The organism is Actinophytocola sp., assembly GCF_045807065.1.
Classification (GTDB): domain Bacteria; phylum Actinomycetota; class Actinomycetes; order Mycobacteriales; family Pseudonocardiaceae; genus Actinophytocola.
On sequence record NZ_JBJMIE010000182.1, the window covers coordinates 1 to 14504 of the forward strand.

Consider the following 14504-nt stretch of genomic DNA (forward strand, 5'->3'; position numbering starts at 1 on the left):
CTCGAAGCACTCCGCCACGAAGGCGAGCCCGCCATGTTCCCGTCCTGACCATGGACGGCCGATCACACCAGCAACGCGACCGTCGCGAGTGACGCGGTGCCGCGACGCGGGCGCCCGCGTCGCGGCCCAACCGGACACCGAAACAAATCTGGTGCGGCGGGGGTAGACATTCTGCGACGGCAGGGTGTACTGTTCTCCTCGTACCGAAAAAGACAACGTCAAGCAGGCGCGGGAGATGACGGAACTACCCGCGAAGTGAGACAAGGCGGTCAGACCGCGCGGAACCCACGCGTTAGACCAGGGTTTCGGCTGGTGACCGGTAGGAAGTGCAAGACGCGGGCGGAGCCAGTGCGCTCGCGAGGTAGTGGTAGGTAGTAGTGAGTAGTAGCGAAGGCGGTCAGGTGTGCCGGCGCCGGTCAGTGAAGGGCACCGGCGCACCTGACCAGCGACGTCACGTACCCGGGGACCGGTCAGAACACAGGGCGCCGGGCCGTGATGCTCGTAGCAGTGCCAGGTAAGGAAACACGGAAAAGGAAGGGAAAGGGCGCATCATTGGATCGCCCGCCATGGCGATATCAAGCCGGGCGGGTACCGCAGGCCCATCAGATTGGTAGGTGGTTCTCGGTTACAGTTATGCGATCCCCGCACGGTCCGTGTCTCGCCCGGACAACGCGGGTGCAAGAAACCGGCCACACGGTCGGTAGACAATGGTGAAACCCAAACCCGGGGACCCTGGTGCTGTGCACGGCACCAGGGTCCTTGTGATGTGGAGGTGGAATGATCCCTCACCAACCCGACCCAGCCGCGCCAAGCGCGGGCAAGAAATTCGACAGTGACAAGTTCGATGACGAGCATTACCCCGCCTACACCATGGGTCGGGCCGCGGAGATGCTCGGTACCACCCAGGGATTCCTGCGCAGCCTCGACGAGCACGGGCTGATCCAGCCGGAACGATCCAGCGGCGGGCACCGCCGCTACTCCCGCTACCAACTGCGCATGGCCGCACGCGTCCGGGAACTGGTCAACCAGGGCACCCCCATCGACGCGGCCTGCCGCATCATCACCCTCGAAGACCAACTCCACGAAGCCCAGCAACGCAACAGCGAGCTTCAATCCTCCGACTGAGCCCCGCGGTGTGCCGTCGCACCGCGGCACACCGGCATCGGAACCAGCCCCGTCGACGCCGACCCTCGAACTGGTCCCTGTCGTGGTATTGGCCACGACCTGGAGCTACGACCGTCGCGTAAACAGTGCGCCGCGCAGCTGGGACGTGTCCTGGCCCATGGCAGCTCGCCCGATTCTCTTCGTCAACGGTGTGATCGTGCTCGACGGTCCCGGGTGGGATCCCCGGCCTCGGGGTCGGCCGGGTTCGTGCCGTCCGGGAACGCGGTCAGCCCGTCCTCGATCAGCCGGGCGGCCCGGCGGACCTCCCGGGTCACGGCGGCGATCGCGTCCGGCAGTGGGTGGCCGGGGCGCAGATGGGCGCGGAGGGCGCGGAACTGGACCCGCCACAGCCCGAGGAGCGCGGCGGCGGCGATCTGGGGTTCGGGATCGTCGGGCCGCAGGCGCGCCCGGGTGGCGAGCACGTCGGCGGCGACGTCGACGAACCGGTCGGCGACGTCGCTCTGGTACGCCCGCAGGGAAGGGGTGTCCCGGATCAGGTCGCCGAACCTGCGGTACTGGGCCAGCGCGTCGTCCTGGTCACCGCGGGCGGCGACGCTCGCGGCGAGACCGTGCAGCTCGTCGTCGAGAACCTTCAGCATCGCGGTCACCGGGGGTAGCGCCGGGTTCGACAGGTGGGTGCGCAACGCGTCGGCCGTCACCTCCAGCCGGTCCAGCAGCAGCGCCTCCTTGCTCGGGAAGTAGTTGAAGACCGTCTTCTGGGACACCCCGCACGCCTCGCCGACGTCGGCCACGCGGACGGCGTCGAACCCGCGCTCGAGGAACATCCGCGCGGCGGTGTCGGACAGCTGCTGGCGCATCGCGCGCTTCTTGCGCTCGCGCAACCCTTCCCCGGCCGACTGGCCGGTTCCCGTCGGTGCCATGGGACCAGCCTACTTCAGCGGCAAGAAAACTACTGCTACAGTACTTTTATAGCTGCTGAATCTTTCGAGCCGAGGAGCCACCATGGCCCAGATCCACATCGTTCGGGACTACCCGCACTCGCCCCTGAAGGTGTGGCGGGCGATGACCGACCCGGACCTGATCCCGTACTGGACCTCGACCGGCAAGGGCGCTCGCGCCGTCGGGTTCCGGCCCGTGGTCGGCAACCGGTTCCAGTTCGTCGCCAAGCCGATGCCCGGCTGGCGGGGGATCGTCGACTGCGAGGTGCTGGAGGTCCAGGACCAGGAGCTGCTCCGCTACACCTGGGTCGGCGCGGAAGGCGAGACACCCAGCCACGTGCTCTACCGGCTGGAGCCGACGTCCGAGGGCACCCGGTTCACCTACCACCACACCGGGTTCACCGGGATCGGCGGGTTCGCGATGGCCAGGCTGCTGGGTTCGGTCCGGACCAGGATGCTCACCGTCGGAGTGCCGGCCCTGCTCGCCGAGCTGGACGAGACCGGCGCGCTGCGTCCGGGCGCGCCGCTGCGGCTGACGAAGTCCCGGTGAACGTCCTCGCCCAGGCACTGGCGCTCGTCGCGGCACTCGTGCACCTGTGGATCTTCACGATGGAAAGCGTTCGCTTCCGCCGCCCTGACGTGCACGCCATGTTCGAGGTGCGTGCCGCCGACCTCGCCGCGGTTCGCCCCTGGGCGTTCCACCAGGGCTGCTACAACGCGCTCCTGGCCCTGCAGACGCTGGCCGGCGTGGCGGCGGTGCACCTGGGCGCCACCGCTGCCGGCCGAGCCCTCGTCCTGGCGGCCGGCGCGTCCATGCTCGCCGCGAGCGCGGCCCTGGTCGCCTTCGACCCCCGCCGAGCGCGGATCGCCGGCCTGATCGGCCAGGGCGCACCCGCCCTGGCCACCGTCATCGCCGTCCTGGCCTGACCCGAACGCCACCGCCCGATCGGACGCGGCAGCCGCTGCCGCCAGGTGCCGCGGCCCGGAGCCGGCGATCCCACGCGCGGCCACCGGAGACGCCGGGGTCAGCGCATGGTCATCGGCCTCGGGACAGCCGGACCAGCCGACACTCAGTGAATCGTGGCCGGCCTACGTCCTTCGCCCAGCGCGAAATCGCGCCGTGTCGGCCTGCGTGTCAGGCTACCCTGACATGCATGGCCGAGGACCCGTGGATCGAGGGCCGGCAGGCGTGGCGCCGGCTCGCGGAGTGGAACCAGTTGGAGAATGACGTGCATAGCGCGCGCCCGCTCGACGCTGACGGCGCCCTGCGGGCGTTGGGCGACGTCGGCCTGGTGCGGCGGCTGTTGGACCAGGCGGAGTTCGAGGCGGTGCGCAGTGCGCGCCGGCAGGGCCGGTCGTGGTCGGAGATCGCGGTTCGGCTCGGCGTGACGCGGCAGTCAGCCTGGGAGCGGTGGCGCGATGTCGACGACAACGCCGCCGACAACGCCGCCGACGCCGCTGCCCCGGCCGGTGGGACCCGGCATGACCCGGTGACGGGTGCCGCGGTCGAACTGTCGGCGCAGGCGCGGGAGCGGCGCCGGCGGTCCTCGGTGATCGTGCCGGACGTGGTCGGTTCGTCCTGGCCCGACGCGAGGCAGTTGTTGAGTGTCAACGGCCTCATCGGTGTCGACGCGGAGTCGGACGGGCCGCCACGGATCACGGACCCCCGGCCAGGCGAGGTGGTGGTCGACCAGAGTCCCGAGGCGGGGGCGAAGGTGTCGCCGGGGACCACCGTCAAGCTGTGGCTGTCACGTCGTGGTGGTGGCGCCGGCGTGCGTGAACCGCGCCGGCCCGTGCCGGACCCGGTGCCCGGTGCCAAGATGCGGGACGAGGTCACCGACCAGGCCGTGTGAAGCCACCAGGTCCGCGGCGACGCCGCGGACCTGGTGGCTCAGCCCGCGATCCACACCGTCTTCGGGTTCACGAAGGAGCGGGCGCCGAAGGTGGCCAGCTCTCGGCCGTAGCCGGAGTTCTTCGCGCCGCCGAACGGGACCTCGGGGGTGGACTCGGTGAACTTGTTGATGTACATCATGCCCGTCTCGACCTCGGACACGAACCGCTGTTGTTCCTCCGGGTCGGTGGTCCACGCGCTGCCGCCGAGGCCGAACGTCGAGTCGTTCGCGATGCGGATGGCCTCGTCGGCGTCCGCGGCCTCCCACACCAGTGCCACCGGCCCGAAGAACTCCTCGCGGTGGCCGGGGGAGCCGTCGGGGATGTCGGTCAGGACGGTCGGCGGGTAGAAGTTGCCGGGGCCGTCGAGCGGCTCGCCGCCGGTGAGCAGGCGGGCGCCGGCCTTGACCGTGTCCGTCACCTGCTGGTGCAGCGTCTCCAGCCCGTCCGGTGTGGACAGTGGACCGAGGTCGGTGTCCTCGGCCATCGGGTCGCCGACCTTCTGCGCGGCCATCCGGGCGACGAACTTCTCGGTGAACTCCGCCGCGATGTCGCGGTGCAGCACGAAACGCTTCGCGTTGACACAGGACTGGCCGTTGTTGAGGAGCCGGGAGGTGACCGCGTTGGCGACGGCGTCGTCCAGGTCGGCCGACGGCATCACGATGAAGACGTCGCTGCCGCCCAGCTCCAGCACGCTCGTCTTGATGTTGCGCCCGGCGGCCGCCGCGACCGCGCGACCGGCGGGCTCGCTGCCGGTGAGCGTGACGGCCCGGACCCGGTCGTCGTCGATGATCCCCTCGATCGCGCCGGAGGAGACGAGCAGCGTCTGGAACACGCCGTCGGGGCAGCCCGCGCGGCGCAGGACGTCCTCGATCCTCAGCGCGACCTGCGGCACGTTCGAGGCGTGCTTGAGCAGGCCGGTGTTCCCGGCCACCAACGCGGGCGCGATGAAGCGGAACACCTGCCAGTACGGGAAGTTCCACGGCATGATGGCGAGCACCGGCCCGAGCGGCTCGTAGCGGGTGAAGACGTTGGCGCCCTCGACGGGCCACGGCTCGTCGGCGAGCATGTCGGGCCCGTGGTCGGCGTACCAGCGGCACCCCTTGGCGGACTTGCGCACCTCGGCCACCGCCGCCGCGAGCGTCTTGCCCATCTCCAGGGTGGCGAGCCGGCCGAGGTCCTCGGCCTCCTCGTCGAGGAGGTCGGCGGTGCGCCGCAACAGCGCGGCCCGTTCGTCGTAGGAGGTGCGCCGCCAGTCGCGAAACGCGTCGGCGGCCTTCCCGAGCTTCTCGTCGAGCTGCTCGTCGGTGAGCGGCTCGAAGGACCGCGACGTCTCCCCGGTGGCCGGATTCACGCTCTCGATAGCCATGCCGGAGGCTACCCCTGCGACCGCCGTCCGACACCGCGTGCACGCCCACTTCCACGTCTGGACACCGACCACCACGGGATCAGGAGAACTCAGTCGTCCAGGGGGCGGTAGAACTCGGCCGCGGTGACGGTGGCGGGGACGCCCAGCTCGGCGGCGACCGCGGTGATCGCGGCGTCGGCGACGGAGAGGTCGGCCTGGCCGTCGGTGGTGAAGTACGGGGCGATGAACGTCTCGTAGTGGGCGCGGGCCTCCGCCGCGGTGTGCCGGCCGAGGAACGTCCGGATGTGCTTCACCGTGGTGTCGGGATCGTCGTGGATCATCCGCAGGGCCCGCCGGTGGGCGCGGACGACGGCCCGCACCGCGGGGTCGTCCGGCCGCAGGTGGGTGGGGTCGACGGCCACGCCCACGGTGGGGATCCGGAAGTGGTCCCCGACCCAGGCCAGCACGCGCCAGCCGCACTCCGCGGCCACCGCCTCCGGTGCCATGGTGCTGCCGACGAACGCGGCGTCGATCGTGCCGTCACGCAGTTGGCGCAGGTCCATGCCGTAGTCGCCGGGCGTCCGGACGACGGTGTCGATGTCACGGTCCGGGTCGAGACCCGCCCGGCGCAGCACGATCCGCGCGAAGCACCCGGGCGCGGTGTGCGGGGCGTGCACCGCCAGCCGTCGACCGGCCAGGTCCGTCAGGGAGGTCAGGCCGGGGCGGGCGAGGAACCAGAACAGCGGGCGGTCGGTGTTGACGTTGAGCGCGACCCAGGGGACACCCCCGGTCAGTCGGGACAGCACTGCCCGGCCGAGCCCGATGCTCGCGCCGCGGCGCAGCCGGTCCTCGTCCCAGGCGCCGCCGTCGTGCAGTGCGACCCGGACGTCCTCGTCGGCGTAGAAGCCCTGCTGGTCGGCGACGTAGGCGGCCAGTTCCTCGTGCAGGCCCCGTCCCACGTAGGCGAGATCGATGGTGTGCATGGGCGCCTTTCTCAGTACATGGCCATTCCGCCGTTGACCGCGGCCGTGGAGCCGGTCATGAAGGCGCTGTCCTCGCTGGCGTAGAAGGCGACCGCCTGGGCGACGTCGACCGGGCGGACCAGGCGGCCCAGCGGGGTGGCGGCCACCTGCCGCCGCGTCTGCTGCTCGTCGAGCACCTGCGAGATCCTGGTCTCGGCCACCGGGCCGGGCTCGACGACGTTGACCGTGATGCCCCGCGGACCCAGCTCCTGGGCGAGGTACCGGGAGAACTGCGTCAGCGCGGCCTTGGCCGTGCCCAGCGCGATCATGCCCTCGCGGGGCCGGCGGCTGAGGCCGGTGCCGAGGTAGATGATCCGTCCCCAGCCCTGGTCGGTCATCGCGGGCAGGACCGCCTTGGTGACCACGAACGCGGCACGCATCTCGTCGTCGAGCTTGCCGCCCAGTTCCTCCCACGTCATGTCCCGGAACGGCTTGATCGCATACGGGGTGAGCGCGTTGTGCACGAGCACGTCGACGCCGCCCCAGGCCGTGCCGACGCGCTCGATCATGCTCTCGACCGCCGTTGGTTCACGCACGTCGGCCCGCACGGCCATCGCGTGGCCGCCTTCGGCCCCGATGCCGGCCACGACCTCGTCGGCCGCCACGTCGCTGTGGAGGTAGTTGACCACCACCCGCATTCCCCGCGCGGCCAGCAGGCGCGCGGTGGCCGCGCCGATTCCGCTGCTGGACCCGGTCACCAGTGCCACTCTGCCGGTTGTCCCGGTCACGGGCCTGCCTCCTGTTCGCCGTCCGGGGCGGATCGCCCCGTGGAGCACGTGTCGACGGCCGCGGTGTGGTCGAGTTCGCGTGGCGACCGCGAGTTCAGCCGCGCCGGCGTGCCGGTCCGGGGACCGCGGTCAGCAGGCCGCGCTGTCGGGGAAACGGCGGTAGATCGTCTTCTCGGCACGCCGCGCGTGGAGACCGAGGAAACTAGTTCCGTTTCACAGCCTCAAGAGTGCTCCGCCGCCCCCGCGCTGTCAAAGAAGCGGTCGTAGGCCGTGCTTGCGGTGGACCCGAACAGAGTTGTCTCAAGTAGACAGTCGATCAGTGGTGGCGGGGTCAGTCGGGTGGGGGATCGAGGCGGAGCTGCGCCCAGGGGATTTCCCTGCTGCCGCGGTGGATGAGGATGGCGAGGCGGTTGAGCAGCCACGGCGTCTGGATGCCGGGGCGCTCGTAGCCGAGGAGCCGGCCGCGGTGGCTCGGGGTGACGAGCGCGGCGGTGATCTCGTAGGTGCCGTCCGGCGCCGGAGTGGTGATCAGGTCCGCGATCTTCCCCAGGGGGCGGCCGGCGGTGTCGTAGGCGGTGCTGCCCAACAGTTCACTGGCGCGCATCGCGGGCTCCCGGGATGCGGCCGATCACCCGGTCGCGCAGCCAGCGTTCCAGCGGGGGCGTGTCGTACAGTTCTCGGCGCAGCCCGATGGTGATGTGGCTACCGATCTCGGTCACGTCCTGGAAGGGGATGCGCAACGGAGGGGGGTCGGACGCCGAGCGCATGCGGCGGGCGAGTGCCGCGATCCAACGCCCGAACCAGCCGCCGATGCGTTCACCGAGCGGCTGCTGGCCGACGAGCAGGGCGGCGATGGTGACGCGGCCCGCGTCGTCGACGTCGAGCTCGACGTCGTCCACCTTGCCGATCTTCCCGCCCGCCAGGTCGACGATCTGCCGGTCCAGCAGGTGGAAGTCGATCCGCAGCGGATCCGGTCGCTCGTGTCGGTCGGTCATTGGCCGGCTCCGGTGATGATCATCAGGGGGATGGCTGCGACGGCGACGATCAGGATGATCACGAGGAACGTGACGCCGAGCAGGTTGCGCACGCGTCCGTTGACCTGGTCGCCGAGGTAGTCGCGATCGTTGGCCACCACCAGGATCGGCAGGTAGGTCAGCGGCAGCACGACCGCGGAGAACACCAGCGAGTACTCGGTGAGCTGCACCGGATCGATCGTCGTGAGCAACAGGGCGGCGCCCAGCACGACGCTGGTGAGCACGACGGTGTGGAACCGGGCGGCCTGCCGCGGTGCGACCCGTTTGCCCCATTCCCAGCCGAAGTACTGCGCGACCGTGTAGCCGCTGGACAGCCCGGTCTCCAACGCCGCGCCGAACGTCGCGGCGAACACACCGATGATCACGACCGCCAGACCGACCTTGCCCAGCGCCAGGGCGACCGGGAGCACGGTCTGCCCGATGCTGTCGACCGAGACCGACAGCGGCTCGAACACCACCGCCGCGCACCCCATCAACGCCAGCGACAGCACCCCGCCCAGCGGGAAGCCGACGAACACGTTGGCCCGGGCGGTCACCAGGTCCCTGCGCGTCCAGTTCTCCTCCACACCACCGGAGGACAGGAAGAACACCTCGTACGGTGTCATCGCGGCCGCGAACAACGCGACGGTGAAGTAGCCGTAGGTGGCCCAGCTCTCCGACTCCGGCGGCCCATTCGTCAGCTCCCCGCCCAGCCGCGACCAGTCGGTGTGCAACGCGAACAGCGCGACCACGAACACGACCAGGGTGAGGCCGAGCAGCCCGAAGAACCGTTCCAGGTTCTCGAACTTCACCCGCCACAGCACCACCCACACCGCGACCGCGGCCAGCGGCACCCACAGCAGGTAGTGCACGCTGCTGGCCAGGTGCAGGGCCAGCGCGACACCGCCGATCTCCGCGCCGAGCGTCATCAGGGTGATCAGGTAGGAACCCGTGAGGTTGACCAGCGCGATCCTGGCCCCCAGCCGCTCCCGGACCAGGTCGAACACCGGCCGCCTGCTCACCGCCGCGACCCGGCTGGCCATCTCGGCGTACACACAGATCCCGACCACACCCACCACCACGACCCACGCCAGCCGCATCCCGAAGCGGGCGCCGGCCTCGGAGTTGGCGACCAGGTCACCGATGTCGACGAACCCGCCGATCGCGGTGAGGATCCCCAGCGTGATCGCGAACAGGCGCTTCACCGGTGACCGTCCACGAAGGCCCGGAGCCGCTCACCCAGGTCCCGCAGCGCCCGCACCGCACCCCGCATGGCCCGCTCGTCCCGGTCCACCGCCAGACCGGCCTCGTTCACCCGCCGCACCGACTCGGCCAACAGCGGAACGATCTGCCGCTGGAGCGCACCCGCCCGCTCGTCGGGGACCTCCTCACCGGCCAGGTCGCTCTGCGCCGTCCCCACCGTGTCCCTCGCCTGCCACAACACCTGAGTCACGTACGGCGCCAGCACACGTCCCTCGAGATCGGCCTCCACCACCAACCCGACCGTGCGCACCTGCCCCAGCGCGTCCTGCGCCGCCCGCACGGCCACGACCCGGTAGTCGTCGAAGCTGGTGGGCAACACGACCGGAACCGCGAAAGCGACCAGGACCAGCGTCACCCCGACCAGCCACACCACGCCTGATCGACCGATCATGGCCACAAAATACTCGCGGCACACCTCTTTCGCTGAATGTCATGCCACAGAAACAAAGCACTTTCCCGTCAAAACCGACGGACAGGACTGAGATAGCGGGTGGCATGCGGCCAACCAACCGGACGCCGGCCGGCCGACGACTGAGGTCCCCGGTCGTGGCGGGTCAGTCCTGGACGTCGTCGATCGACGGCGGCGACACGTCCTTGGCTTTCGTCGGGTCGGTGGTCAGGCGAGGTCGAGGACGGTCTTGCCGGTGCCGTGGCCGGAGTCGAGCCGTTCGTGGGCCTTGCGGACCTCCTCGAGCGGGAGGACCTCCGTGACCACGGGCCGGACCTGGCCGCGTTCGAACAGGGGTGTCATCTCCTCGAGACGGCGGCGTTCGCGGGTGAGCATGATGCCGTGCAGCTGCTGGTTGCGGTGGTAGAGCGGGGTGAGCTCACCCGCGGGGGCCAGCACGGTGGCGATCCTGCCGAACGGTCGGGTGGCGGTCGCGCTGGCCACCACGTTCTCGCCGCCGACGAGGTCGAGCACGGCGTCGACACCGGCGCCGTTCGTGTGGTCGAGTGCGACGTCGACGACGTCCTGGGTCCTGTAGTCGACGGCGGTGGCGCCTAGGTCGGTGAGCAGTTGCTGGTGGTCGGTGCCCGCGGTCGCGAGGACCCGGGCGCCGGCGGCCACGGCGAACTGCACGGCGAAGGAGCCGACGCCACCGGCGCCGGCGTGGACGAGGACGGTCTCGCCGGGACGTACGGCCAGGCGGCGGACGATCGCCTCCCAGGCGGTGCCGCCGGCCAACGGGATCGCGGCCGCTTCGACGTGGCTGAGGTTGCGCGGCTTGGGTGCGACGATGTCCGCGGCGACGACGTTGTAGTCGGCGTAGCTCCCGGCCCGCGAGTTCAGCTCCGGGGTGTAGTAGACCTCGTCGCCGGGGGACAGGCCGGTGACGCCGGCACCCAGCGCCTCGACCACGCCGGACACGTCGCCCCCGAGCACCGCGGGCAGCGGCAGGTCGGGAATGGCCTTGCCCTGCCGGATCTTCGCTTCCACGGGGTTGGTGCCCGAGGCCATGACCCGGACGAGCACCTGGCCGGGCCCCGGCGCGGGCCGCTCGACCTCGCTGAGGTTGAGCACCTCGGGGCCGCCGAACTCCTCGATCACCACTGCTCGTGTCGCCATGGCACGTCGGCTACCCGGCGTCGGACCGGCCAAACGAGCCCGGCGGGGGTCGCGTTCGCCCTGATCAGCGGTGGCCTGCGGGGTGCCGCTCTCAGGTGAGGACGAAGTAGCGCAGCCACAGGTAGGGCGCGGCCACGGCGATGGTGACGGCGGTGACGACGACGCCCTTCCGGGTGAACTCCCAGAAGGAGATGGGGGTGTCGTTGCGCAGGGCGATGCCGAGGACGACGACGTTGGCGCTGGCGCCGATGGCGGTCATGTTGCCGCCGAGGTCGGCGCCCAGGGCGAGGGACCACCACAGTGCTTCGGCGTGGGTGGGGTTGTGGATGTGGGTGGCGAGGTCGGCGACGAGTGGGCTCATGGTGGCGACGTAGGGGATGTTGTCGATGATCCCGGACAGGATCGCGGACACGGCGAGGATGAGCATGGTGGCGGTGAGGGCGTTGTCGCCGGTGGCGCGGGCGGCGAGTTCGGCCAGGTCGGCGATGACGCCGGTCTTGACCAGGGCGCCGATCATGACGAAGAGGCCGGCGAAGAACAGCAGGGTCTCCCACTCGACGCCGGCCAGGTAGTCCTTGGGCCTGCTGCGGGAGAGCAGGACGAGGACGCCGGCGCCGAGCAGCGCGACGACCGAGGGCGCGACGTGGTGGACGGAGTGGGTGACGAAGGCGGTGAACACCGCGAGCAGCACGGCCCCGGACTTGACCAGCAGGCGTGGGTCGGCGATGGCCTCGCGTTCGTTCAGCTCCATGACACCGGCCGCGCGTTCGGGGTCGACGGTGAACGAGTCGCGGAACAGCCGGGGCAGGACCAGGGTGAACACCGCGAGCTCGACGGCGATGATCGGTGTCATGTTGGCGAGGAAGTCGTTGAAGGACAGTCCTGCGCGGCTGCCGATGATGATGTTCGGCGGGTCGCCGATGAGGGTGGCGGCGCCGCCGATGTTCGAGGCGAAGACCTCGGCGATGAGGAACGGGACGGGGTTGATGTCGAGCCGGTCGCACACGAGCAACGTGACTGGCGCGATGAGCAGCACGGTGGTGACGTTGTCGAGGAACGCCGAGGCGACCGCGGTGATCAGCACCAGCAGGACCATGATCCGCAGCGGGGATCCCCTGGCGCGTTTGGCCGCCCAGATCGCGGTGTACTCGAACACGCCGGTGCGGCGCAGCACTCCGACGATGATCATCATGCCGAGCAGCAGGAAGATGACGTCCCAGTCGACGCCGGTGTCGTGGGAGTAGAAGGCGTCCGTCGAGCCGACCACGCCGAGGCCGAGGACGATCCCGGCGCCGCCCAGTGCGGCGGTGGTCTTGGGGACCTTCTCGGTGGCGATGAGCAGGTAGGCCACCACGAAGACGGCGATCGCGATGCCGGTGCTCACGGCCGGCGCCCGGTGGTTACTCCGGTGCCGGCTTGAGCGCGAGCTGCAGCAGCCGGGATGCGGTGATCACCCCGACCCGCTCCTGGCCCCGCATGACCACGGCCAGCGGGCAGCGCAACCGCGCCATGACCGCGGCGACCTCGATGATCGTGTCGTCGCCCCGCACCACGGCCAGTTCCGGCATGTCGTCGCGGAGCAGCGCCCGGACCTTCTTGCCCCGCAGCCTCTCGCACATCCGGTCGGCCATCGACTCCGTGAGCACCCCGGCCAGCGACGGGTCGTCCTGGACGTAGGTGGGCACGAGGACCCGCAGCACCTGCGAGGTGGGCAGGATCGACAGCGGCTGCCCGGCCTCGTCGGTGACCACCAGCCCGGGCAGCCGGTTCTCGGCCAGCTGCGTGACCGCGGTCCAGGCGTCGTCCTCGACGCCGATCACCGGGAAGTCCTCGGCCATCTCGCTCGCGTGCACTCCCGCAGCGTACGACGGCGCGAGCGCGGTCGTGGACCGGCGACATGCCACCTCCGGAGTCGGTCGTGCACCCGTCCCCCGAACGAGGACGGGACGCCGACCAGACTTCCCGGCACACCACCCATCAAAATGCCGCAAAGATCGACGAGACGCAAACCGGGCAACAACGGCTCCCCGGCCGGGGTGACGTGGTCGCCGTGACCGTCGAGGGCATCGGCGACATCGCCAACCGTGTCGTCGCCGGCCGTTCGGCGCCCGTCACCGCACCGGCGCGGCGGAGGCCTCCCGCTCCGCGATGACCGTTAACGCTCACATGATGGTTGTCGTTTGCGCGGAACTCCTTGATCCAACCGACACCTCCTGGCCCATTGAGATGGTTTCGGAGCGCGTAATCAGGCGTCTCTCTTGACATCAGACAACTGTGAGCGTTAACAATCTAGGTGCTAGACAGCTGTGTGTGCTCGCCAGTGTCCGGTCGCTGCCGACGGGAAAAGAGATCTGGATGATCACGGAATGCGTCAACGGCGTCGTGGACTGGCGGCAGTGGTGGTGGCCACGGCCGCGGCGGCCATGCTGACCGGGCCGGCGGTCGGGTCCCCCGGCGTGGCGAGGGCCGGTGCCGATGTGGCCGAAGCGGACAGTGCTGCCGCGGTGGTGGGGAGTCCACCGATGGGGTGGGCGTCGTGGAACAGCTTCGCGGCGCGGATCAACTACGGCGTGATCAAGGCGCAGACCGACGCGCTGGTGTCGAGCGGGCTCAAGGACGCGGGCTACCAGTACGTCAACATCGACGAGGGCTGGTGGCAGGGCACCCGGGACGCGGCCGGCAACATCACGGTCGACACGAACGAGTGGCCCGGCGGGATGAAGGCCATCGCGGACTACATCCACGGCAAGGGCCTGAAGGCGGGCATCTACACCGACGCCGGCCGGGACGGTTGCGGCTACTACTACCCCACGGGCCGGCCGGCGGCACCGGGTTCCGGCAGTGAGGGGCACTACGACCAGGACTTCCTGCAGTTCTCCCAGTGGGGCTTCGACTTCGTCAAGGTCGACTGGTGCGGCGGCGACGCGGAAGGCCTCGACGCCCGCGGCGCGTACCAGGCGATCAGCGACGCGACCGCCCGCGCGACCGCGCGGACCGGACGCCCGATGGTGCTGTCGATCTGCGACTGGGGCAAGCAGAACCCGTGGGACTGGGCGCCCGGCATGGCGACGATGTGGCGCACCAGCGGGGACATCATCTTCTGGGGCGAGAGCCCGTCGATGGACCGGGTGCTGGCCAACTTCGACGCCGCGCGGCACCCCGGCGCCCAGAGCGCGGGGCACTACAACGATCCGGACATGCTCGTCGTCGGCATGCCCGGCTTCAGCGCCGCGCAGAACCGGACGCACCTGAGCCTGTGGGCCATCTCCGGCGCACCGCTGCTGGCCGGCAACAACCTCGCCACCATGAGCACCGAGACCGCGAACATCCTGGCGAACCGCGAAGTCATCGCCATCGACCAGGACCCCGCCGGTCGGCAGGGGGTCAGGGTCGCGCAGGACGTGTCCGGGCAGCAGGTGTACAGCAAGGTGCTCGCGGGGAGCGGCCGCCGAGCCGTGGTCGCGCTCAACCGCACCAACGCCACCGCGAACATCACCGTGCGGTTCGCGGACCTGGGCCTGGCGAGCACCGCCACCGTGCGCGACGTCTGGAGCGCAGCCGATCTCGGGAGCAGGACGACCAGTCACACGGTCAGCGTGCCCGCGCGTGC

Annotated in this window: 16 protein-coding genes; 5 read left to right on the top strand and 11 right to left on the bottom strand. The window is 70.4% G+C overall.

Features of this window, described 5'->3' with window-relative positions; all coding sequences use genetic code 11:
* The first annotated feature begins 777 nt into the window (after nt 1-777).
* A complete protein-coding gene (locus tag ACJ73U_RS10520) occupies nt 778-1125 on the top strand; it encodes a helix-turn-helix domain-containing protein (protein WP_407777371.1) in 348 nt (115 codons plus the stop codon).
* A 182-nt stretch (nt 1126-1307) separates the two neighbouring features.
* Here ACJ73U_RS10520 and ACJ73U_RS10525 read toward each other — a convergent pair whose 3' ends face one another.
* Entirely contained in the window at nt 1308-2045 is a 738-nt protein-coding gene (locus ACJ73U_RS10525) for a TetR family transcriptional regulator (RefSeq protein WP_407777372.1), read from the bottom strand.
* Nucleotides 2046-2127: 82 nt separating this feature from the next.
* Here ACJ73U_RS10525 and ACJ73U_RS10530 point away from each other — a divergent pair, with 82 nt between their 5' ends.
* The 3 genes from ACJ73U_RS10530 to ACJ73U_RS10540 all read left to right on the top strand — a co-directional run bounded on the left by ACJ73U_RS10530 (nt 2128) and on the right by ACJ73U_RS10540 (nt 3916).
* On the top strand, nt 2128-2613 hold the full coding sequence (locus ACJ73U_RS10530) for an SRPBCC domain-containing protein (RefSeq protein ID WP_407777373.1): 486 nt from the start codon (nt 2128-2130) through the stop codon (nt 2611-2613).
* Nucleotides 2610-2990, top strand: coding sequence for a DUF1304 family protein (locus ACJ73U_RS10535; RefSeq protein WP_407777374.1), 381 nt, complete (start codon nt 2610-2612; stop codon nt 2988-2990). Before ACJ73U_RS10530 ends, ACJ73U_RS10535 begins: the two co-directional genes overlap by 4 nt.
* A 227-nt stretch (nt 2991-3217) precedes the next feature.
* Nucleotides 3218-3916 carry a PASTA domain-containing protein gene (locus tag ACJ73U_RS10540; RefSeq protein WP_407777375.1) on the top strand — a complete coding sequence of 233 codons (699 nt, stop codon included), beginning with the start codon at nt 3218-3220 and terminating at the stop codon, nt 3914-3916.
* Between the two features lie 38 nt (nt 3917-3954).
* On the opposite strand, the gene ACJ73U_RS10545 is transcribed toward ACJ73U_RS10540, so the two are convergent.
* The 10 genes from ACJ73U_RS10545 to ACJ73U_RS10590 form a co-directional block, all read right to left on the bottom strand.
* Nucleotides 3955-5322, bottom strand: coding sequence for an NAD-dependent succinate-semialdehyde dehydrogenase (locus tag ACJ73U_RS10545; RefSeq protein ID WP_407777376.1), 1368 nt, complete (start codon nt 5320-5322; stop codon nt 3955-3957).
* Between the two features lie 89 nt (nt 5323-5411).
* Nucleotides 5412-6284, bottom strand: a complete 873-nt coding sequence (locus ACJ73U_RS10550) for an ABC transporter substrate-binding protein (RefSeq protein WP_407777377.1) — start codon at nt 6282-6284, stop codon at nt 5412-5414.
* Nucleotides 6285-6295: 11 nt separating this feature from the next.
* Nucleotides 6296-7051 (bottom strand): SDR family NAD(P)-dependent oxidoreductase, encoded by a 756-nt coding sequence (locus ACJ73U_RS10555; RefSeq protein ID WP_407777378.1) that lies wholly within the window; start codon nt 7049-7051, stop codon nt 6296-6298.
* Between the two features lie 331 nt (nt 7052-7382).
* Nucleotides 7383-7655 (bottom strand): PRC-barrel domain containing protein, encoded by a 273-nt coding sequence (locus ACJ73U_RS10560; RefSeq protein WP_407777379.1) that lies wholly within the window; start codon nt 7653-7655, stop codon nt 7383-7385.
* Nucleotides 7642-8046, bottom strand: a complete 405-nt coding sequence (locus ACJ73U_RS10565; RefSeq protein WP_407777380.1) for a hypothetical protein — start codon at nt 8044-8046, stop codon at nt 7642-7644. Before ACJ73U_RS10565 ends, ACJ73U_RS10560 begins: the two co-directional genes overlap by 14 nt.
* Entirely contained in the window at nt 8043-9269 is a 1227-nt protein-coding gene (locus ACJ73U_RS10570) for an NRAMP family divalent metal transporter (protein ID WP_407777381.1), read from the bottom strand. The genes ACJ73U_RS10565 and ACJ73U_RS10570 overlap by 4 nt, the downstream gene beginning before the upstream one ends.
* Nucleotides 9266-9718 carry a hypothetical protein gene (locus ACJ73U_RS10575; RefSeq protein ID WP_407777382.1) on the bottom strand — a complete coding sequence of 151 codons (453 nt, stop codon included), beginning with the start codon at nt 9716-9718 and terminating at the stop codon, nt 9266-9268. The genes ACJ73U_RS10570 and ACJ73U_RS10575 overlap by 4 nt, the downstream gene beginning before the upstream one ends.
* A 225-nt stretch (nt 9719-9943) precedes the next feature.
* On the bottom strand, nt 9944-10894 hold the full coding sequence (locus ACJ73U_RS10580; protein ID WP_407777383.1) for a zinc-dependent alcohol dehydrogenase family protein: 951 nt from the start codon (nt 10892-10894) through the stop codon (nt 9944-9946).
* A gap of 91 nt (nt 10895-10985) precedes the next feature.
* On the bottom strand, nt 10986-12278 hold the full coding sequence (locus ACJ73U_RS10585; protein ID WP_407777384.1) for an SLC13 family permease: 1293 nt from the start codon (nt 12276-12278) through the stop codon (nt 10986-10988).
* A gap of 16 nt (nt 12279-12294) precedes the next feature.
* Nucleotides 12295-12747 (bottom strand): CBS domain-containing protein, encoded by a 453-nt coding sequence (locus ACJ73U_RS10590; protein ID WP_407777385.1) that lies wholly within the window; start codon nt 12745-12747, stop codon nt 12295-12297.
* Between the two features lie 513 nt (nt 12748-13260).
* Here ACJ73U_RS10590 and ACJ73U_RS10595 point away from each other — a divergent pair.
* A partial coding sequence (locus ACJ73U_RS10595) for a glycoside hydrolase family 27 protein (protein ID WP_407777386.1) occupies nt 13261-14504 on the top strand: 1244 nt, incomplete at its 3' end.